Origin of the sequence: Flagellimonas aquimarina, assembly GCF_003149745.1 — a bacterium.
Taxonomy (GTDB): domain Bacteria; phylum Bacteroidota; class Bacteroidia; order Flavobacteriales; family Flavobacteriaceae; genus Flagellimonas; species Flagellimonas aquimarina.
The window spans coordinates 599621-619820 of sequence record NZ_QGEG01000001.1 but is presented as its reverse complement, the minus strand read 5'-3'; the positions used below and the strand labels follow the sequence as shown (position 1 = coordinate 619820).

At 37.1% G+C, this 20200-nt stretch carries 19 protein-coding genes; 12 read left to right on the top strand and 7 right to left on the bottom strand.

All coding sequences use genetic code 11. The annotated features are described in order from the left end of the window. Positions 1-44: 44 nt before the first annotated feature. The 3 genes from DKG77_RS02805 to DKG77_RS02795 are packed head-to-tail and all read right to left on the bottom strand — an operon-like array spanning position 45 to position 3471. Complete coding sequence (locus DKG77_RS02805; RefSeq protein ID WP_109659981.1) at positions 45-791, bottom strand: succinate dehydrogenase/fumarate reductase iron-sulfur subunit; 747 nt, start codon at positions 789-791, stop codon at positions 45-47. 5 nt (positions 792-796) lie between these two features. After that, positions 797-2800, bottom strand: a complete 2004-nt coding sequence (locus DKG77_RS02800; RefSeq protein WP_109659979.1) for a fumarate reductase/succinate dehydrogenase flavoprotein subunit — start codon at positions 2798-2800, stop codon at positions 797-799. A gap of 2 nt (positions 2801-2802) precedes the next feature. Then, a complete protein-coding gene (locus tag DKG77_RS02795) occupies positions 2803-3471 on the bottom strand; it encodes a succinate dehydrogenase cytochrome b subunit (RefSeq protein ID WP_109659976.1) in 669 nt (222 codons plus the stop codon). A 240-nt stretch (positions 3472-3711) separates the two neighbouring features. On the opposite strand from DKG77_RS02795, the gene DKG77_RS02790 reads away from it, so the two are divergent. Together DKG77_RS02790 and DKG77_RS02785 are read left to right on the top strand one after the other, a co-directional pair. Beyond that, positions 3712-4602 carry a RimK family alpha-L-glutamate ligase gene (locus DKG77_RS02790; protein WP_109659975.1) on the top strand — a complete coding sequence of 297 codons (891 nt, stop codon included), beginning with the start codon at positions 3712-3714 and terminating at the stop codon, positions 4600-4602. Further along, entirely contained in the window at positions 4580-5536 is a 957-nt protein-coding gene (locus tag DKG77_RS02785) for a succinylglutamate desuccinylase/aspartoacylase family protein (protein WP_109659973.1), read from the top strand. The genes DKG77_RS02790 and DKG77_RS02785 overlap by 23 nt, the downstream gene beginning before the upstream one ends. Before the next feature lie 10 nt (positions 5537-5546). Here DKG77_RS02785 and DKG77_RS02780 read toward each other — a convergent pair whose 3' ends face one another. The 3 genes from DKG77_RS02780 to DKG77_RS02770 all read right to left on the bottom strand — a co-directional run bounded on the left by DKG77_RS02780 (position 5547) and on the right by DKG77_RS02770 (position 9334). After that, the gene (locus tag DKG77_RS02780) at positions 5547-5972 is read right to left on the bottom strand and encodes a hypothetical protein (protein ID WP_109659970.1); all 426 of its coding nucleotides are present in this window, start codon (positions 5970-5972) and stop codon (positions 5547-5549) included. A 128-nt stretch (positions 5973-6100) separates the two neighbouring features. Continuing rightward, positions 6101-6490: a DUF2721 domain-containing protein gene (locus DKG77_RS02775; protein WP_109659968.1), complete on the bottom strand. Its 390-nt coding sequence runs from the start codon at positions 6488-6490 to the stop codon at positions 6101-6103. Then, a complete protein-coding gene (locus DKG77_RS02770) occupies positions 6491-9334 on the bottom strand; it encodes a WD40/YVTN/BNR-like repeat-containing protein (protein WP_109659966.1) in 2844 nt (947 codons plus the stop codon). Between the two features lie 176 nt (positions 9335-9510). Here DKG77_RS02770 and DKG77_RS02765 point away from each other — a divergent pair, with 176 nt between their 5' ends. The 8 genes from DKG77_RS02765 to DKG77_RS02730 all read left to right on the top strand — a co-directional run bounded on the left by DKG77_RS02765 (position 9511) and on the right by DKG77_RS02730 (position 16795). After that, complete coding sequence (locus tag DKG77_RS02765; RefSeq protein ID WP_109659964.1) at positions 9511-9792, top strand: hypothetical protein; 282 nt, start codon at positions 9511-9513, stop codon at positions 9790-9792. Between the two features lie 95 nt (positions 9793-9887). Next, positions 9888-11180 (top strand): aminopeptidase P family protein, encoded by a 1293-nt coding sequence (locus DKG77_RS02760; RefSeq protein WP_109659962.1) that lies wholly within the window; start codon positions 9888-9890, stop codon positions 11178-11180. A 43-nt stretch (positions 11181-11223) separates the two neighbouring features. Continuing rightward, a complete protein-coding gene (locus tag DKG77_RS02755) occupies positions 11224-11403 on the top strand; it encodes a hypothetical protein (protein ID WP_109659960.1) in 180 nt (59 codons plus the stop codon). A gap of 142 nt (positions 11404-11545) precedes the next feature. Further along, complete coding sequence (locus DKG77_RS02750) at positions 11546-12205, top strand: hypothetical protein (RefSeq protein WP_109659957.1); 660 nt, start codon at positions 11546-11548, stop codon at positions 12203-12205. Positions 12206-12333: 128 nt separating this feature from the next. After that, positions 12334-13095 (top strand): hypothetical protein, encoded by a 762-nt coding sequence (locus DKG77_RS02745; RefSeq protein ID WP_109659955.1) that lies wholly within the window; start codon positions 12334-12336, stop codon positions 13093-13095. Between the two features lie 161 nt (positions 13096-13256). Further along, the gene (locus tag DKG77_RS02740; RefSeq protein ID WP_109659953.1) at positions 13257-14066 is read left to right on the top strand and encodes a helix-turn-helix domain-containing protein; all 810 of its coding nucleotides are present in this window, start codon (positions 13257-13259) and stop codon (positions 14064-14066) included. A 69-nt stretch (positions 14067-14135) separates the two neighbouring features. Further along, on the top strand, positions 14136-15854 hold the full coding sequence (locus DKG77_RS02735; protein ID WP_109659951.1) for a serine hydrolase domain-containing protein: 1719 nt from the start codon (positions 14136-14138) through the stop codon (positions 15852-15854). A gap of 242 nt (positions 15855-16096) precedes the next feature. Continuing rightward, a complete protein-coding gene (locus tag DKG77_RS02730; RefSeq protein ID WP_109659949.1) occupies positions 16097-16795 on the top strand; it encodes a hypothetical protein in 699 nt (232 codons plus the stop codon). Between the two features lie 357 nt (positions 16796-17152). Here DKG77_RS02730 and DKG77_RS02725 read toward each other — a convergent pair whose 3' ends face one another. Continuing rightward, positions 17153-18475 (bottom strand): AbiH family protein, encoded by a 1323-nt coding sequence (locus DKG77_RS02725; protein WP_109659947.1) that lies wholly within the window; start codon positions 18473-18475, stop codon positions 17153-17155. A gap of 309 nt (positions 18476-18784) precedes the next feature. Between DKG77_RS02725 and DKG77_RS02720 the strand changes: the two genes are divergently transcribed. Together DKG77_RS02720 and DKG77_RS02715 are read left to right on the top strand one after the other, a co-directional pair. Then, complete coding sequence (locus tag DKG77_RS02720; protein ID WP_109659945.1) at positions 18785-19360, top strand: Crp/Fnr family transcriptional regulator; 576 nt, start codon at positions 18785-18787, stop codon at positions 19358-19360. A gap of 74 nt (positions 19361-19434) precedes the next feature. Then, positions 19435-20139 (top strand): hypothetical protein, encoded by a 705-nt coding sequence (locus DKG77_RS02715; RefSeq protein ID WP_109659943.1) that lies wholly within the window; start codon positions 19435-19437, stop codon positions 20137-20139. The last annotated feature ends 61 nt before the right edge of the window (positions 20140-20200 follow it).

Here is a 20200-nt window from a genome sequence, read left to right as displayed (position 1 = left end):
CATACAATGGAATTTGGGTCTTGATTTTTTGCTTGGGAAGTAACCTATCCTTTTACAGTAGCAGAAAGGTACTCACGATTCATACGTGCAATATTCTCCAGAGAAATTCCTTTAGGACATTCAATTTCACAAGCTCCGGTGTTTGTACAATTTCCAAAACCTTCCAAATCCATTTGGCGCACCATGTTCTGAACACGTTCCGGAGCCTCTACCTGCCCTTGTGGCAATAAGGCAAATTGAGAGACTTTTGCTGAGGTAAACAACATGGCACTAGCGTTTTTACAAGCAGCTACACAGGCTCCACAACCAATACAAGTTGCGGCATCCATAGCCGTATCCGCAATATGTTTCTTAATAGGGATTGTATTGGCATCCACCGGTCTTCCTGAAGTATTCACGGAAATATAACCTCCCGCTTGTTGAATTCTATCAAAAGCGCTGCGATCAACAATAAGATCTTTGATAACGGGAAATGCTTTTGCCCTCCATGGTTCAATTACAATTTCATCACCATCATTAAAGCTGCGCATATGCAGTTGGCATACAGTAATCATTGTGTCTGGCCCATGAGGCCTTCCGTTTATTTGTAATGAGCAAGTACCGCAAATACCTTCACGACAATCATGGTCAAATTCAATGGGTTCTTCTCCTTTTGAAATCAACTCTTCATTTAAAATGTCCAACATTTCTAAAAAGGACATGTCACTTTCTACACCATCCAGGGTATAATCTACCATTTGACCCTTAGTAGAAGCATCTTTTTGTCTCCAAATCTTTAAGTGTAATTTCATAGCTTTTATTTGTAAGAGCGTGTTTTTAGTTTGATGTTTTCGTAAACCAAATTTTCCTTGTGGAGTTTTGCTGCACTTGGTTCTCCCATGTATTCCCAAGCAGAGACAAATTTGAAGTTTTCGTCATCCCGCAATGCTTCACCTTCTGGCGTTTGGTATTCTTCTCTAAAGTGTCCACCACAAGATTCGTTGCGCTCCAAAGCATCTTTTGCAAAAAGTTCACCTAACTCTAAGAAATCAGCGACCCTTCCCGCTTTTTCAAGCTCTTGGTTTTTGCTATCTGGACTACCTGGAATTTTTACATTTTCCCAGAAATCTTTTCTTAACTCAGCAATCTCCTTTATAGCCTCTTTTAATTCTTTTTCATTACGGGACATTCCACATTTGTTCCACATGATTTTACCCAATTTCTTGTGATAATAATCTACAGAATGGATTCCTGTCCCGGACATTAGCTTCTCCATACGATCACGCACATCTTTTTCAGCGGCATCAAACTCTGGAGAATCTGTAGGAATGGCTCCTGTTCTAATGTCATCGGATAAATAATCTCCAATGGTATACGGCAACACAAAATAACCATCTGCCAAGCCCTGCATTAACGCAGAAGCACCCAAACGGTTGGCTCCATGATCACTAAAATTGGCTTCTCCGGCAGCATAGCAACCAGGAATTGTAGTTTGAAGGTTATAATCCACCCATAGGCCACCCATAGTATAATGTACCGCTGGATAAATCATCATAGGAGTTTTGTAAGGATTCGCATCCACTATTTTCTCGTACATCTGAAAAAGGTTACCATACTTGGCTTCAACGATTTTCTCCCCTAGCTCTCGAATAGTATTGTCATCTGGTTCTTTCATACCAGAAGTCAATGCCTTCTCTTTTCCATAACGCATAATTGCTGAAGCGAAATCCAAGAATACGGCTTCACCAGTTTTGTTTACCCCAAAACCTGCATCACAACGTTCTTTTGCTGCTCTGGAGGCAACATCTCGCGGCACTAGATTCCCAAAAGCAGGATAACGTCTTTCCAGATAATAATCCCGTTCTTCTTCACTTAATTGAACAGGTTTTAATTTACCTTCCCTAATCGCTATGGCATCTTCTTTTCTTTTAGGAACCCAAATTCGTCCATCATTTCTGAGCGATTCTGACATCAATGTCAATTTGGATTGATGCTCACCAGAAACGGGTATACATGTAGGGTGAATTTGCGTAAAGCAAGGGTTGGCAAAGAAAGCACCTCTTCGGTGTGCCCGCCAAGCCGCCATTACATTAGCCCCCATGGCATAGGTAGATAGGAAAAATAGATTTCCATAACCCCCAGTGGCCAATACGACCGCGTGCGCCGAATGTCTTTCAATTTCCCCACTCACTAGGTCTCTGGCAATGATTCCTCTTGCTTTTCCCTCTACCAGAACCAAATCCAGCATTTCATGACGTGTGTAGGATTTTATTTTACCTCTTTGAATTTGTCTGTTCATAGCGCCATAGGCTCCCAAAAGCAATTGTTGCCCTGTTTGGCCTTTTGCATAGAAAGTTCTAGAAACCAAAACCCCACCAAAAGAACGGTTGTCAAGTAGACCGCCATATTCTCGAGCAAAAGGGACACCTTGAGCAACACATTGATCAATGATGTTGCTAGAAACCTCAGCCAAACGATACACATTGGATTCACGGGAACGATAATCCCCTCCCTTTACGGTATCATAAAACAAACGATAAACACTATCCCCATCGCCTTGATAATTTTTTGCGGCATTTACACCTCCTTGAGCTGCAATGGAATGCGCTCTTCTTGGTGAATCTTGATAACAAAAGGTTTTTACATTATAACCCAATTCTGCTAGAGTAGCTGCTGCGGAACCACCAGCAAGGCCGGTACCAACGATGATGATATCAATGTTACGTTTATTGGCCGGGTTCACCAGATCAATCTCATTTTTGTGTTGAGTCCATTTATTGGCCAATGGCCCTTGTGGCTCTTTAGAATCCAATATGCCCATAATTAATGTGTTATTGGGTTAAGGTGATGGTACAAAGCGATAAAAGCAAAAGCTAAGGGTACGACCACTGCGAATATTTTTGTAAAAGTTTTAATGGTTGGGGTATACTTGTTGTTGACTCCCATACTTTGGAATGATGAAGCAAAGCCATGCCACAAATGAAGACTAAGAAGCACAAATGAAACCACGTAAATTACGGTGCGCCAAAAGGGAGCAAATTTTTCTACAGTCTCCGCATAGTAGCGCGTGGGGTCTTCAGGGTTCATTTCAATATACTTGTAGGTCATCTCATGAATCCAAAAATCATAAAAGTGCAATCCTAAAAAGGCCAATATCACCAATCCAGAATAAATCATGTTTCTGGACACCCATGAGGAATTGGCACTTCCTTTGAATTTTGAATAGTTAATGTCTCTAGCGGCCCGGTTTTGTAGCTCAAGAACAAAGCCCATTACAAAGTGTACAATTACACCAGCAATTAAAATTGGCTGCATGAGATATTGTACCAAAGGATTATAGCCCATAAAATGGGAAGCTTCATTAAAAAACTCTGGTGAGATTACAGATGCTAGGTTGATGGTGACGTGTAATACAAGAAAAGTAACTAGAAAAAGACCCGAAAGTGCCATCACTACTTTACGGGCAATCGAAGATTTTATCAATCCACTCATTAGTGCTGGTTTTACCTACAAATTTACGGCACAAGGAAGTTTTTAACAAGCTTTGAATATTTTAAAAGGCACTATTTAGAATGAATATAGGATGAAAGGGTATTTGTTGAACCATGTCAAGGATTTATGTAGAAAAAAGTCTGTGCAGAAGAGCTTAAATAATTTTTTTTAATAAGAAGAGCGGGATTATTTTTTTTAACCGATATTGAAGGCAAGTTTAAAACTAGATAAATAATTGCCGTGGATATTGCCATTTTATCTGTAAGCCTCAATGTGCACTCTACTAAAAGAATAGTTGAAGAAGCCCAAAAAGCAGGCCACTATGTTGAACTGATCGACCACACAAAATGCTCTGTGAAACTGGGTGATGGAAAGCCACAAATTTACTTGGATGATGAAAATGTGACCAACGAATTTGATGCCATTATCCCGAGGATAGGAGCCAAGGTGACCAGGCATGGAGCAGCCATTGTAAAGCAGTTTGAAATGAACAACGTTTTTAGTACGGCCCGTTCATTGGGAATAACGCGGGCAAGAAACAAAGTACGCACACTTCAGATTATGGCAAGAAAAGGAATTCCAATTCCGGAGACACTTTTTTCCATAAACCCCAATAATATAGGAGAGCAAATTGAACTTTTAGGAGGTCCGCCAGTAATTATAAAACTACAGGAGGGAACACATGGAAGTGGAGTTATTTTGGCTGAAAGCAAGAAATCTGCCAAGTCCATTATAGACACTTTCTATAAAATGGATACGAGTATTTTACTTCAAAAATATATAGAGGAGGCCAATGGGGAGGATATTAGAATTATAGTGGTAGGCAATAAAGTTGTAGCCAGTATGAAACGAATTAGTGATTTGGACGATTTTAGGTCCAATGTGCATCGAGGTGCGGAAACCCAAGAAATAAAACCTACTGCTAAAGAACAGTTTATAGCGCTTAATGCCACCAAACATTTAGGACTGGGCGTGGCAGGAGTGGATCTTATGCGCTCCAAAAAAGGCCCAGTTTTAATAGAAGTGAATGCATCTCCTGGGCTCCAGGGTATCGAGGGGGCAACAGGTGTGAATGTAGCTAAACACATTATTCAATTTGTTGAAAAAAATGGCAATAGAAAAAGAAAATAAAGCCGTTGTAATAAATGGAGACATGATTTCTCCAGGTGAAAACAGACAGGTCAAAATAAATATTGCCAGACTGCCAACAGGTACATTGATCGACATTCCCGTACATGTGTTCAATGGAAAAAAAGCAGGCCCTGCTGTTTTGGTGCAGGCAGGCCTGCACGGAGATGAAATTAATGGAGTGGAAACACTGCGCAGATTACTTCAGGATGACCAATTTAAAATTAAAAAAGGAGCCGTCATAGTTGTTCCCATTTTAAATGTGTTTGGATTTATACATTTTTCAAGGGATGTGCCAGATGGTAAGGATGTAAATAGAAGTTTTCCGGGACGAAAGAAAGGGTCATTGGCAAGCAGAATAGCCTATCATTATACCAATGAAATTTTACCACAAATAGATTTTGGAATTGATTTACATACCGGAGGAGGGTTGCGTCATAATTTTCCACAAATTAGATATACTTTGGAAGATGAAAAGAGCAAGGACTTGGCATTGCTCTTTAACGCTCCTTTTCATTTTTCTTCTAGGTTGATAACCGGTTCTTTTAGAAAGACCGCTTTTAAAATGAACAAGCCAATTATTGTGTATGAAGCTGGAGAGAGTATGCGTTTTGATGAGAAATCCATAGCAATTGGTGTTCAAGGAGTAAAAAATATTTTGATCGGGCTGGGAATGCTTGCAGGAAAACCTCCAAAGAAAACCTCAATCTGGTTTGATTCAACAAGATGGATTCGTGCTTCTAGGGCCGGAATGTTTATTCCAGAGGTAAAAAATGGGAGTTCTATCTTAAAAGGACAGGTATTGGGAACAATTACAGATACCTATGCAAAAAAAAGCAATAAAATAAAAGCTCCCTTTGATGGTTTTGTGTTTTGCATGAATCATCAAGCAGTAGTAAATCAAGGAGATGCGCTATTCCATATTGGGAAGCAATAGGACCAATAGGCTAAACCAATTCTTTTTGCTTTTCAATTTTGGCTAGGCTCCACTCAACAGCCTCTTCTAGATCTGAAAACTGCTTAATGGAATTTTGAAAAAACATTCGTTCCAGGACAAGACTAGCAAAACTACCTTTTGTATTTCCTACCACGGAGTAAAAACTAAGTTGATGACGATGCTTATAGAATTTGGCCCAATCGGATGGTACTACGTAATAGTTGTTTATACGATTAGAGATATATGCGATAGGTTTGTCTTCACCAAAAATTTCGTGGGCAGCTGTTACCGCTTTTTTAGCCATATTCCAGTTCATGGTAACGCCTTCTTTCATTTCGGAAATTACCAGACCTTCGAAATAATAGAAAATTCCAAATTCAAATTCTCTTATCTCTCGAATATTTTTAAAAAAGTCTAAATCTCTAACACGCTTCATTGCAAAGAATTGTATTTCAGATAGCAATGGTAAATATATTAATAATCTTGATTTTTTCCTGCAAGGAAATGCTTGCGAGCTACAGTAAAGTTCCTAACTTTTTGTACTATAAAACTTATTTTTTAATACTAGTTTTCCATGTTCTTTAACTGAATCCCCAAAGCTTTGGTGGATAATTGCACTTCAATGAGCGATAAAAGTAATGACATGATCAAAGCGATAAGACTTGCTCCAAAAATAACATTTGCCCAAATGCTTTGCTCCACATAGATAAGAAACATGGTAATTACGGCCAACAAAAAACTTATTATCGCTGTAGCTTGCATGTTTTTAATAATACCCAGTCTTTTTTGTAATTGCTCTATTTGTTTTTTTACTGGAGGAGTGGCATCGTCCAAATATTGTTTATGCAATTGACGAATCAATGCGGCAATGGCCAAATAACGCGCATTATAGGCCAACATGGTCAAGGAGATTGCCGGAAATAAAAGAGCAGGAATACTAAGGGATAATTGCATTTACTCTATTTTGAATTCAACTTTCTCAACCTGACCGTTCCCAGAAATCTCAACGAGGTAGTTTCCTTTTGGAAGATAGGTCTTTCCATTCTTCGCTTCCGTCAATTTCATTTTATTCTTCTTTAAGAAGTTGCTTTTTCCTTTTTTAGAGAATGCAAGATCATAAGATAGGATGTTTAAACCTTTGCTTGCATCTATTTCTGTGGAACTTACTTCCGTGCCATTTGCAGTAAGCACTTTGGCAGTGCATGTACCTGATGTAGCACAATAAAAATTAACATCTAATCCTGGAGTATCAGGTGTGATCCAGGAACTCCATGAGTTACCCCAACCTTTTGAATGTTTTATGTTTTTAACGCCGAAAACCATCAATGCCTTGGATAACACTTCAGGATTTATTTGTTGTAGTGCTGCAATGTTGGCTTTGTAAATACTACGCCCATGTGTGCCAATCAATAAATGTTTTGCTTCCGGTTGAATGACCAAATCATGCACTGCCACATTTGGCATGCCATTTTGGAACAATTGCCAGGACTCTCCTCGATTAAAGCTTACATAAAGTCCATTATCCGTTCCAACAAATAAAAGATCTTCGTTTTCTGGATCTTCAACTAAAGCATTTACCGGGGAATCCGGAATGTTGCCAGAAATGTTTTTCCAGCTTTTTCCATGGTTATCACTTACATATACATAAGCGGTGAAGTCATCCCAGCGATAGCCATTTAGGGTAGCATATACCCTTTCTTTTTTGTGTTTGGATGCAGCAACTTCGCTCACCCATAAATTCTTAGGAAAAGATGAAGAAATGTTTTCCCAACTGCCACCTCCGTTTTTGGAAACTTGAACCAAACCATCGTCACTTCCGGTATATAGCAATCCAAATTTAAATGGCGATTCTGAAATAGTTGCTAAAGTACCGTAAGCAACATTACCTTTTTTACCCCCTTGAGTCAAGTCTCCAGAAATTACTTCCCAATCATCCCCCTTGTTTAAAGAGCGGTGTAATTTGTTTCCACCCAAATAGAGAATATCTTGATTGTGTTGCGATAACAAGATTGGTGTTTGCCAATTGAATCGATATGGAGATTCACCCAACTCGTGTTTGGGCTGAATGTATTTTCGTTTGTCATTTTCCAAATCCAAGCGATAATAGTTTCCAAACTGAAAACCGGTGTACACAATATTGGAATTTCTGTTGTCAATCTGTACCTGCATACCATCACCGCCCATGATCATCTGCCAAGGGTTTTTACCTGTTTGGTGCCAATGACTGTCCTGTTTGTTGTTGTGCGCGCCTTTCCAAACCCCATTATCCTGCAGACCTCCGTATACATTATAGGGTTTTTCATTGTCTACGTTTATGGCATAGAACTGAGCAACGGTCGGCGAGTTGTTTTTCATCCAGTTTTGACCATTATCATAAGAAATATTTAAACCGCCATCATTTCCATTTATAAGGTGACCGGGCATTTTGGGATTGATCCAAAGTGCATGATGATCCGCATGCACATTTTCTTTCCCAATGGAGGTATAGGTGTTTCCGCCATCTTCAGATTTGATCAAGGGAACCCCTGCTAAATAAATGCGATCCTTGTTACTTGGATCAACTCTTATTTGGGCAAAATAATAGCCATAGCTATAGAACAAATCGTTTATGTAATTCTTATTCATCTTTTTCCAAGTGGCTCCAGCATCATCACTTCTATATACTTCAGCACCTACAACTGGGGTGTCAAATAAAAGAGAGTTGGCATTTTCTAAGTACTTGGCAAGATCCACCGGTTTTGCCACGCCACTTCTCACCATTTGTTTTACGTTCTCGGCTTTATACTTTTCTTGAAAACCATTGGTCTTTAAATAATCGTTCAGTTTTTTAACATCTAAAGCAAGGAAAGTTTCTTTGTCCATAGCTTTAAAATCATCTTTGGTGAGCTCATCTTTCTTCTCCGTCGTTTTTTTCTCCCTTCTAAACTGGCTATCGTGTACAGCGTAAACGGTATTTTCATCAAAAACAGCAAGTCCAATTCTACCAACGCCCGCTCCGGTGGGGAATCCACTTTCTGGGGTTGTAACTAAAGACCAGTTGCTACCTCCATCTACACTTTTATAAATTCCAGAGGCAGCACCATTGCCTTCAAAATTCCATGCTTTTCTGTCTTTTTGCCAGGCCGCAGCGTATTGAATGTTGAAATTATTAGGAGCAAATGCCATATCTATTATCCCTGTTGCATCATTTATAAACAAGGTTTTATTCCATGTTGTTCCGCCATCAGTAGTTTTATAGACTCCTCTTTCTTGGTTCGAGGAGTATAGGTGCCCCGTTACACCTACAACAACTTCATTGCTATTATTTGGGTTGATCAAAATTCTCCCAATATGTTGAGAATCATGCAAGCCCATATTTTGCCATGTCTTTCCTTTATCTGTGGATTTTAGCATACCAATTCCTGCATACGAAGAACGAGAAGAGTTGTTTTCTCCGGTTCCTACCCAAATGGTTCCTGTTGCCCAGTCAACAGCAATATCTCCAATGTTTTGGGTATTTGAACTATCTAAAACAGGAGTAAATGAGATTCCGTTGGTTGCCGTGTGCCATAATCCACCAGATGCGTATGCCACAAAGAATTCGGTCGGGTTATTCGGGTTTACATCTAGATCCACCACACGACCACTCATTATAGAAGGGCCAATATTTTTTAAAGGGATGTTTCTGACCAATGAAGTTTCGACCATTTTAGCTTTTTGCTCCAAGGCTTCCATAACTTTTTCTGCAGAAGTTGAGGGTTGTTGGGCGAGAGTTGCCTGAAGAAATAAAATCAAGCAAAAAAACAGGAGTTTTTTCATCAAAATCGGGTTTTAATTCTTTGGTCAAGGTATGAATAAGAAACTATTGGGGCAAACTGCCAATACTGTATTCTTGTGATCAATGAGTTGATAAAATCAAATTTTATGAGCTATGATTTTGCCATATTGACAAAAAAATGCTTATTTTTTGACAATTAACCATTTAAACTATAAATATGGAAGAGTACTTACCGTTGATAATTCAACTAGTTTCAGGTGCTGCGGGCGGAAATCTGGCAGCAAAGTTATTGCCCAAATTGAATTTAGGAACATTGGGTAATTCAATTTCTGGAATCCTCGGTGGAGGATTGGGAGGTTATTTACTAGGAATGGTCGGTTTGGGAACCGATGGAGGAATGGATATTTCTGGAATCCTTGGAAGCGTTGCTGGCGGTGGTGTTGGTGGTGGTGTTATTATGGCAATTGTTGGCGCCATAAAGAACGCTATGGCCAAATAAAAGAATAAAAAAAGTAGTCAAGGAGCCTTTATGGCTCCTTTTTTGTTTGTAGCCCGACAACCAAATTTCTACATTTGGAAAAACAATGTCGTATAATGAAATACCATCAGATCACTAATGAAGTCTTCATAAAAAACCGCAGAAAATTTATGGCCCAAATGAAGCCAAAAAGTATTGCGGTATTCAATTCCAACGATATTTACCCGGTTAGTGCAGACAGTACCATGCCTTTTGAACAGCACCGTGATATTTTCTATTTAAGTGGTGCAGACCAAGAAGAAACCATTTTGGTCTTATTCCCAGATGCAATGGACCAAAAACATAAGGAAATTCTATTTGTTAGGGAGACCAATGATCATATTGCCGTTTGGGAAGGAGCCAAATTGACGAAGGAAAAAGCTACAGAAGTTTCAGGAATTGAAACTATTTATTGGCTCTCTGATTTTAGCAAAGTGTTTTTTGATTTAATGACAGAATCAGAGACTGTTTATTTTAATACAAACGAACATTACCGTCAGGCAGTAGAGACCCAAACTCGTGAAGACCGTTTTATAGAACAGTGTAAAAAGGAATTCCCAGCTCACCAATGGGCAAAGAGCAATCCCATTTTACAGCAAATAAGAGGCGTAAAAGAGCCTGAGGAAATTGCACTGATGCAACAAGCCTGTGATATTACCGAAAAAGGATTTCGAAGGATTTTACAATTTACCAAACCAGGTGTTTGGGAGTATGAAATGGAAGCGGAATTCTTGCACGAATTTGTTAGAAATAGATCCAAAGGGTTTGCCTATACTCCAATTATCGCGTCTGGGGACAATGCCAACGTACTACATTATATAGAGAACAATCAACAGGTAAAGGACGGGGATTTAATTTTAATGGATGTGGCTGCGGAGTATGCTAACTACTCAAGCGATATGACACGTACCATTCCTGCAAGTGGGAAATATACAAACAGGCAGAAAGAGGTATATAATGCGGTACTCAGGGTAAAAAACGAAGCAACCAGAATGTTGGTGCCCGGAACTATTTGGGCAACATACCATAAAGAAGTGGGTAAGTTGATGACTTCAGAGTTATTGGGTCTGGGATTGTTGGATAAGGCCGATGTTCAGAATGAGGATAAAAATTGGCCGGCCTATAAGAAATACTTTATGCACGGCACTAGCCACCACATTGGCTTGGACACCCACGATTATGGTGAATTAAAAACACCAATGAAACCTAATATGGTCTTTACAGTGGAGCCGGGCATTTATATTCCCAGTGAACAAATGGGAATCCGTCTAGAGGATAATGTGGTTATTCAAGAAACCGGAGAGCCGGTTAATTTGATGAAAAACATTCCAATTGAAGTTGAGGAAATTGAAGACTTGATGCAAGCATAGTTTTGAAGTCATTTCGAACTGAAGGTGAGAAATATTTTATCATATGAAATTGATAGCCATTTTAGTAGCGCAACAACCCAATATTGAGGAAAAAATTAAGGAGGCACCAGACAGCGCCTATGAAATTGGGGTGGTCATTGGGTCGTACCTGCCTTTTGTTGTCTTAATAGGAATTGCTTATGCTATTTACCATTACAACAAAAAGAAAAGAGGTTCTCAGTAAGCTATAATTAAGGATTTATCTCCTCATAGGTCCAATAGGTCAATTTGGTTAAACCAATATACTTTAGATGTTCGAACTTTATCTGCTAAGAATAGACTAATTAGATAATGGAGTCATGCCAATTCTAAATATTTAAAACCAAATGACATCAAATAAAATTATCATTACAACCGCGCTGCTTTATATCATCATATTGGTTATTGCGTATATCAGTTTCACCAATCAACAATTTACTGGTAGTGATCCAGCCGGAAATGGCATGGCAAAAGGACTGACCTTTTTTTATGGCCTAGCCATTTTATTTATAGTTGCAGTTGTTCTTACAATTGTAAATGCCTTTTTTTTCAAAGGCATTACCTCCCTATGGGTTAAATTTCTTTTTTTCGTTCCTATATCCCTTCCCTTGTTGATATTCATAATTACCTTTTTTGAAATAGGAACTCCCAGACAAACGAGCATAGAAAAACAGGTACACAGGCTAACGTTTGAAATTAGAACAAAAGAAAACTTAGAAAATGCAACCTTTTCGTTTAGAAGCTCTAAAGGAGGTTCACATAGTAAAATGAGGAGTGAAAAAAAGGAAGGCGATTTTTATGTTTATGAAAACAGGAATGCCATTTTTTATGAGGACAAAAGAAAGTTTTATATCTCATCTGTTGGATATGAAACAGCTGAATATTTTTTAGAGATTCCGTATAAACCAGAGATTGCTCCCTTTACCAATTGGGAAGTACTCCACGGGATACATGCGGAAATGAAAGACACCATTAAATTTGAGTTTAGGTATAAAATAACCAAATGATTCAATTTAAAATCCAATTGCCATACCAGCTTGCTTTTTGGACACCCTACATTTTTACCTCCTGAATGTAACACTTTTGATTTTTTTGATTCTCTTGTTTAGTAACTGTTACTAAACAAGACCAGTTTATGAATTACACAAAAAAGGAAAACAACTCAACTTCAATATATGTAACACTTATAACATTGGCACTGTTACTTTCTTGTTGTGTAGTCTTTGGACAAAAGGAAGAACTTTGGTTTGGGACATATACCAATGAAAATGGGAAAGTGCTCCAAGGAAGGTATCATATTGTAAAAGATGGAAGAGCATTAAAAAGGCTTGTTCTTGCTCCCTATGGCAAACCTGAAATCAAATTCAACATCATCAAAAACGATACTTTACAGCGGTTTGTGGAGATTTCTTGGCCCAATAAACCCAAAAGAATTGCAACACTTATTCAATACACCAATGGATACTATGCGGGCAACTTTGAGGACGGCACCAAAATCCTTCCCATAGTGGTTAAAGAATTCAATTTTCAAGATGCCCAATTGCAAGGAAATTGGTTTAAGGCCAGCGAAACGGAAATAAACATTATTGAAAATGCCCAGAAGCTTTTAAGCTCAAAAGAGCGCTGGAACAAAATGGATAACAGAATCTGTGAGTCAGAGGATTTGTACAGTCTTTTTTGTGCCCTGTATGCATCCTCTGAAAAAGTGGACGGGGAATATCGTCATTTAAGACCAGCGGTGAGATTTGTTAGAGAAGCAATTCAAGAAAAATACCCCAAAAAATACGATCATGTTTTGGTAGACTTCAATAATGCTGAAGAAATAACCCTTAAGGAATTGCATCAGATTTTAGAATTAGCAAAAGCAAATCTACTAGCTTCAATGAAAGAAGATTAGTTCATTGTTGTTAAATATGAATGGAGTTTTTACATGTTTACGAACCCAACCCAATAATCCTTGCTTGACTTTGAACCTGAATTCGGCTAACTTCACTTATCATTCACTAAAGAATCGTCAAAGCGATTTTTAATATAATATTATGTACAGACTCTAAGAAGATGAAAATACTAACCAAAGGGCAATATTTTGGAAGTCAAAATTCAGAAATATCCTTCAATGGGGTATTATTGTCACAGTATACTTACACAGGAATTAAAACAGATTGGCATTACCATGAAAACCCCTATTTTATGTATGTGTTAAGTGGTAATATGAAGGATTGCAATACAAGATTAAAAACATTGTGTCCTTCCGGTAGTTTAATGTTTAATAATTGGCAAGAGCCACACTACGGGTCAAAACATTCTGCTAATGCCAGTGGGTTCCATTTAGAGTTTGAGAAAAACTGGCTCAAAAAAAACCAGGTTCCTTTAAGCTTGCTGGAAGGTAGCCAACTAATTGAAAATCCAAGACTACATTTTCTGTTTGCAAAATTATATCGTGAATTTTTACTTTCAGATAATTATAGCGAAGTATCTGTTGAGGTTTTATTGCTACAAATCTGTGAAACCTTAAGCAGCCTAAAGGACATTAACACGCAAAACAACCCTGCTTGGGTAGATGAATTAAAAGAATTACTTCACTATGATACAGCTACCCTTAGCCTAGATTATTTATCAAAAGAATTGGAAGTACATCCTGTGCACATCTCAAGAGTGGCTTCAAGATACCTTTCTGTAAGCCTTGGGGAATATCTAAGGCAGCATAAAATTAAAAAAGCGATTCCTCTTTTATTGGACCCTTCTAAATCATTGACGGAAATCACATATCAAGTAGGTTTTTCGGATCAAAGTCATTTTAACCGTGTATTCAAGTCGTATTTTAACATGGCCCCAAGTGCATATCGAAAATCATTGAAGAATTTTTGATCATGTTAAGCTCATACAATTTTTAAAAATTACAGAGGTCTACTTTAGCCCTTTATAAAAGCTTAAACCATGTTAAAAAGAGTATCGATTTTAATTGTTCTATCCGTTTCAACAATAATAAGTTGTGCACAGAAAAACCAGCAAGACTATCAAGGAGAGTGGGTAGGTTTTTTACCAAATAAAAGCAGTTTCAATTTTCAGGTATCATTGTCTAAATTAGAAAGCAACAATTATCATTTGACCATATCCAATGATGAGACCCTTATTGATGAACATGTGGTATCATCCGGCAAAGATGAAATTACATTCAATATAGATCAACAGTTATTTTTCAATTTAAAGTATGATCGGAACGGACAGGTACTTGTTGGGTTTATTAAATCCGGAAGGTTTTTTTACCATGTTAGCTTACAAAACATAGGCGATAACACCTTCGTTGGAGCTTGGAACCCATTTCTTTTTGATGATGGCTTACAGTCCAATGATATTAATCTTTATGTAGAAAACACAGAAGACGGTAAACTTGTTGCGTATCCTTTTTTGGGGGACCAAAGGACTAGGGGAATTTGGACCAGCGGGTTTAAAAAGAAAGGAAACATACTGCTATTTAGGGACCAAAATTCAGGTTTAAATTTTAGCGCCAAGCTATTGGAAAGCACTATTGAACTTGAGATTTTATTGACCAATGCTTTAATCACAAAAACAAGCTTAACGTTTGCTAAAGATGGTTGGGAATACAAAACGGATTCAGTTAATCAATCCCAAAACGCCAATACACCGGAACAGTTAAATGATGGCTGGGATACAGCCAATATTAAAGACTATGATATAAGTAAAACTCAATTGGTCAGGTTAATAGATGATATTCATGCTAAAAAACTGGTAAACGCCCATAGTGTGCTCATTGCAAAGGATAACAAATTGGTGTTTGAAAACTATTTTGATGGCTTTAATGCCAATATCCCACATGATTTGCGTTCAGCTTCAAAGAGTATTTCATCTGCCATGATAGGTATTGCCATGGATGATAATATCATAGAAAGTGTTGACCAAAAACTATATGACTTTATACCCAAGGAACACCAATACACAAAAGGCCCATTGAAATCCAAAATCAGTATAAAAGATTTATTGACCATGAGCTCTGGATTAGATGTGAATAACTTAGCATCGGAGAACTATTACCAAGACCCAAGCAATTCTAAAAGTTGGCTGACCACGGTTTTAGAAGCCCCTATGGTAAAAGAACCGGGCACATATGCCGATTATGGCTCTGCAAATCCTTTTTTGCTCGGGATATACTTAAACGAACGGTTGAACAAACCGCTTGAAATTTACATGGACGAAAAGCTTTTTGCTCCCTTAGGAATTACAAATTATATCAATCAAACAGATGATACAGAGCTAACACCCTATTTTGGGGGAGGCATGCTTTTAACCTCAAGGGATTTACTCAAGTTTGGGCAGTTGTACCTTGACAAGGGCAGGTGGAAAGGAAAACAAATTATTTCAGAAAAATGGGTGGAAGAATCGTTCAAAAAGCGAATGCGATTGCAAGATGTTAGGGATAAAAATGAGTATGGATACCTATGGTGGCATGATACCTATGTTGTAAACGGAAGAGCTATTGAATCTATTGAAGCCAGAGGTGCAGGGGGCCAGTTTATCTTTATAATTCCTGAACTGGAATCGGTGGTCGTGATGACCTCGGGAAATTTTAGAAATGGAAAAGGAAATCAGACAAGGGAAATACTCAAAGATTATATACTGCCGGCAATGATGAATTAAAAACCACCAGAGCGAGCAAGACCCATCTCATATGATTTTCCTTAGAGAATCTCTTTTTTTGATTTTAATGGCACTGCTCATTATATATTGTCAAATACGAAGAGTGTTTTACTTGTTAGCAAGTCCCAGTCATTAATGCTTCCTTGATTTTAAACTTAAATTCGGCTAACTTCACTTATCGGTCGCTAAAGAATCATTAAAACGATTTTTAGCTTAACGTTGTAAACAATGCTGAAAACCGAGTGAAGTACTACATTGGAGCATATTATCTGATTAAATTAAAACCTGTCGAATATGGAGCGATTAAAGGTTCTGACATCTATACTTGTAGTCGTTGTATAAACGACTCTTTTTTTGACTCTTGGGCAATTTCTTGGGCATCAACCGAAAAGAAAGAACTTGATGATACTAAAGTGACCTTTAATCTGACTGACAAAAATGTTGAGGAAATTCAAGTTTGGGCTGACAAAAAACTGAATGAAAACAAACTTGGTTGGATAAATACTTTTTCGGATTTAAAAACATTGACCGAATACAAAGAAAAGTTCTTTCCTAAAGATTCCGACTTTGAAATATTAAGTATCAGCTTTCCTGAATCTGACTTGGACGAAGCTTTGGAAATCACAAAACCGACTGAATCGATTAGCGGAGAAATTGGAATTTATAACAAACTTAAAAACAAAGAGCTTGATTTAGAAAAAGACGAGTTTTTAGGTTACGATATAATTGGAATTGAACTTGGCGGAGATTTTCATTCTTTTCATTGCCACGACTTGTTAAACGATTTCAAAGAAAAATTCGGAATTAAAATAAATGAATTTGGACTTATAGAAAATTATGAGAATTGGGACAAACTAATGGAATATATGAATGACGAATCTAATGGATTTGAACCTGTACCTTGGTTTTATATCAAAGTAAATAGAATAAAAAACACATAAAGCACAGTTTACAACAACGGCTATAGTTCATTACGGCTGAAATTCCTAATCGGAATTTCAAGCCTTTTTGCTAAATTTATGGTTACTGCGGAATGATACTCGCGTACCATTCCGTAACGAAACCATAGCCAAAACCGATAAGTGCCATTCCAAAAACTTACGCCAGTTTTTCCTTTATAAAATTGAATAAAACAAAAACTGCCAAAGCAGGTAATACCCAACCCATATGATGCTCTATTAAGGGAATCTAATCGGTCACGAAGTAATTATGATAAAAAGAAAAAAGAATTCTTAGTTGCAAGTAAACTTTTGTCGCATTGAGCTTGACGAAGCTTGTTTGAAAGTAAATAGAGGTATCTAAACTCCTTTTTTTTCAAATCGCATATCCTGGGGCAAAGGATAACATAAAGATTTATTGACCACTTTTTCACGCATCAATTTCTTATCGTTAAAATGTCTTGAAATATTCTGGACAATTTCAGTGAAATTGTCCATCTTTTTTCCATTATGATTTTCCCATTCATGAAAGAATACTTTAATAGACCTACAATTTTTATGTTCAAAGATGGTGTTTAACATTGTCCGATCTGATAATCCACAAGAATGCCCCATAATAAACACCTGAAACATTTCCGAGTCTATATAATCCAAAAGTTTTTTGTAATAATGAGTTCGTGAATACTTAAATGATTTAAAGTTGCTTAGATATTCGTTTTGATTGAGATTTTCAATGAATTTGTAATCTTCATCCATTTCGTCACCAAAACCAAATATCATTTCATAATCTAACGTATTTTTTAGTCTTCCATGAATAGGTATTTCTTCAGGAGGCAAGTAGTATCCATAATTTTGAGTTTTCATAATTTCAATATATGGATATAGGGAGTCGGTATAATTAAAGTTCAAGAAAACTGTTTTTTTGTTTGAATTGGCTAAGAATTTATGTGCCTGACCGATTAGTTCTGCTTGCCTTAGTTCAGTGTCAAACTCAATAATATTTGAATGATCGGCCAGAGGAAATTCATTAAGGAACTCTCTATTTTGATTTGAGTTATTAAGGTTTTGAGAACGCACTTCAAAATAGCGAAGTAAGTTTTGAAAATTTGAAATTCTACCGTTTAAAAATTCATACTTGTCACAGGTACTTTTTGTTAGGTAAAATTTAAGGAGTTTTTTTACTTCTTCAAATTCCTTATTTAACTTGTTTATGGCTTCTTTGTTCTTTTTTTCTTGGTTTTTCTCTGCTTTCTCCCTGCTACCAGAATAGGATACTATTTTTCTTTTTGATATTGTTTTTAATTGAATAAAATATTCATTTTCAATGTCCACCCAATTTTCAAGGGACTTTATATTTAACTCTTTAAAAAAGAGATTATTGAACTTGAAAATTTCTTTGCCAAAGCTTTCTTTGTTTTTAGCAACCAAATTTTCCTCGTTTAAATTATAGCTATATTCTTGACAGTATTCTTCAAGATTTTTAAGAAAGTCTTTAAAGCTTTTGATAGAGTTTATCGTTAAAACCCGATCGAATTCAGGATTTACATAAACCATGTCCAGAATAATTTTTTCTTGATAGCTTAATCCTAAATTAGACCAGAAGTAATCTATAAAATGACTATATGATGTTGGAAGTTCATGAGCCAAGTCAAACCCGTTCCCAACAATTACTAATTTATTCATGAGCTAAATTTAGCTCAAAAAAGTAAGATTTTTCAATTGTCTTTTTGCTTTGCAAAATTTCCCAAAACAAAAACTACAAAAGCAGGCAACACCCCCATATGATTTTCCCTTAAGGGAAGCTCCTTTTTTGTTTACAAGGGAAAACAGCTTGTTGGGTGTTCCCAAACATCAATAGGATTTTATCTATATATAAACCAAATTAGAAAATCCTTACTTGACTGTTAACAAGAAATCTCCGAACTTCACTTATCGTTGAACATAAATCATTAAAAAGGAGCCACATCCTTTTATTTAGCTGTAATATGACAAATGAACAGTAGAGAATCATTAAAAAACTTCATTTTAAAAGTTGTACAAATTACACCAAAAGACGCTCAGGAGATTGCAGATGCCTTTCGTCCCATTGAACTTGAAGAAAAAGAATTTTTACTTCAGGAAAATCAAGTAAGTGATGACTATCTGTATTTAGAAAATGGATTGATGAGAACTTTTCTCTATGATTTGGAAGGAGAAGAAATTACAATTGATTTTTTTATTGAAGATAATATTGTCTTTGAAATCACCTCCTTTTTTAATCGAGTTCGTTCGGAAGCCAATATTCAGGCCATTACAAAATGCACGGGTTTTAGAATTTCGTATGAAGAACTAAATACTCTCTTTCATGACAAACCAGCTTTTCGTGACTTTGGTCGCGCCATTTTAGTAAAGGAATTTATTGCTTCCCAAAAGAGAAATTATGGAATGATCAATCGTACGGCCAAAGAACGCTATCAAAATCTATTAATGACTAAACCACAAATCTTGCAGCATTCTCCGCTTAAATTTATAGCCTCTTATTTGGGAGTTACAGATAGCACGTTAAGCAGGTTACGAAAAAATTTGTAGCCTTTCATTTTCTTGCCTTTTGTCAAGCGGATTCAATTTCACTTGTTTGAAATTTGCAATAAAACTTCTTTCAAATGGCAGAAATATCTATTCCTGTAACAATAGGATTTGTTCTCACCACCGTAGCCACATTATGGTTTTTTTATCAATCCGCTAAAAGCAGAAATGCACTTTTCGGAATCCTTGTTTGGATGACCCTTGTTGGGGTTTTAGGGTTTATAGGGTTTTATCAAGTAGAAAATATGACGCCACCGGCATTTCTTTTTCTTTTAGGTCCAGGGCTGTTGTTTGTTTTCCTTTATTTGTTGACTGCAAGGGGGCGAAGGTTTGGCGATAAACAAAGTTTAAAATGGTTGACCATGCTTCATATTGTAAGAATTCCGGTGGAGATTGTTCTTTACTATGTGTTCTTAGAGGGCTACATACCCGACCTTATGACTTTTGATGGGTATAACTTTGATATTGTTTCGGGTCTTTCTGCTCCAGTTATCTACTATGCAGCATTCGTAAAAAATTGGATTGGAAAAAAGGGGCTTCTAATTTGGAATTTTGTTTGCCTAGGACTATTGGTAAACATTCTGACCATAGCTGTATTGAGCGCTCCAACTTCATTACAAATGTTAGCGTTTGACCAACCCAACATTGGTGTTACTTTTTTTCCATTTGTTTGGCTCCCGGCGGTAATTGTTCCAATTGTACTTTATTCTCATCTTGTGAGCATAAGGCAGTTGTTACGTTTGGGAAAGGAGAACAATGGGGTTAGCAAGGTAAATTTGTAATAAGGTTGAATGTTGGTTTCAGCGGAAAATGACCCGTATCCTTTCCCCAACTAATCATTCA

What these genes read in the sequence shown, in the direction of transcription:
- DKG77_RS02805 (WP_109659981.1), bottom strand. Translation starts at nt 791, where the DNA reads ATGAAATTACACTTAAAGATTTGGAGACAAAAAGATGCTTCTACTAAG.
- DKG77_RS02800 (WP_109659979.1), bottom strand. Translation starts at nt 2,800, where the DNA reads ATGGGCATATTGGATTCTAAAGAGCCACAAGGGCCATTGGCCAATAAA.
- DKG77_RS02795 (WP_109659976.1), bottom strand. Translation starts at nt 3,471, where the DNA reads ATGAGTGGATTGATAAAATCTTCGATTGCCCGTAAAGTAGTGATGGCA.
- DKG77_RS02785 (WP_109659973.1), top strand. Translation starts at nt 4,580, where the DNA reads ATGGCAATAGAAAAAGAAAATAAAGCCGTTGTAATAAATGGAGACATG.
- DKG77_RS02780 (WP_109659970.1), bottom strand. Translation starts at nt 5,972, where the DNA reads ATGAAGCGTGTTAGAGATTTAGACTTTTTTAAAAATATTCGAGAGATA.
- DKG77_RS02775 (WP_109659968.1), bottom strand. Translation starts at nt 6,490, where the DNA reads ATGCAATTATCCCTTAGTATTCCTGCTCTTTTATTTCCGGCAATCTCC.
- DKG77_RS02770 (WP_109659966.1), bottom strand. Translation starts at nt 9,334, where the DNA reads ATGAAAAAACTCCTGTTTTTTTGCTTGATTTTATTTCTTCAGGCAACT.
- DKG77_RS02765 (WP_109659964.1), top strand. Translation starts at nt 9,511, where the DNA reads ATGGAAGAGTACTTACCGTTGATAATTCAACTAGTTTCAGGTGCTGCG.
- DKG77_RS02760 (WP_109659962.1), top strand. Translation starts at nt 9,888, where the DNA reads ATGAAATACCATCAGATCACTAATGAAGTCTTCATAAAAAACCGCAGA.
- DKG77_RS02755 (WP_109659960.1), top strand. Translation starts at nt 11,224, where the DNA reads ATGAAATTGATAGCCATTTTAGTAGCGCAACAACCCAATATTGAGGAA.
- DKG77_RS02750 (WP_109659957.1), top strand. Translation starts at nt 11,546, where the DNA reads ATGACATCAAATAAAATTATCATTACAACCGCGCTGCTTTATATCATC.
- DKG77_RS02745 (WP_109659955.1), top strand. Translation starts at nt 12,334, where the DNA reads ATGAATTACACAAAAAAGGAAAACAACTCAACTTCAATATATGTAACA.
- DKG77_RS02740 (WP_109659953.1), top strand. Translation starts at nt 13,257, where the DNA reads ATGAAAATACTAACCAAAGGGCAATATTTTGGAAGTCAAAATTCAGAA.
- DKG77_RS02735 (WP_109659951.1), top strand. Translation starts at nt 14,136, where the DNA reads ATGTTAAAAAGAGTATCGATTTTAATTGTTCTATCCGTTTCAACAATA.
- DKG77_RS02725 (WP_109659947.1), bottom strand. Translation starts at nt 18,475, where the DNA reads ATGAATAAATTAGTAATTGTTGGGAACGGGTTTGACTTGGCTCATGAA.
- DKG77_RS02720 (WP_109659945.1), top strand. Translation starts at nt 18,785, where the DNA reads ATGAACAGTAGAGAATCATTAAAAAACTTCATTTTAAAAGTTGTACAA.
- DKG77_RS02715 (WP_109659943.1), top strand. Translation starts at nt 19,435, where the DNA reads ATGGCAGAAATATCTATTCCTGTAACAATAGGATTTGTTCTCACCACC.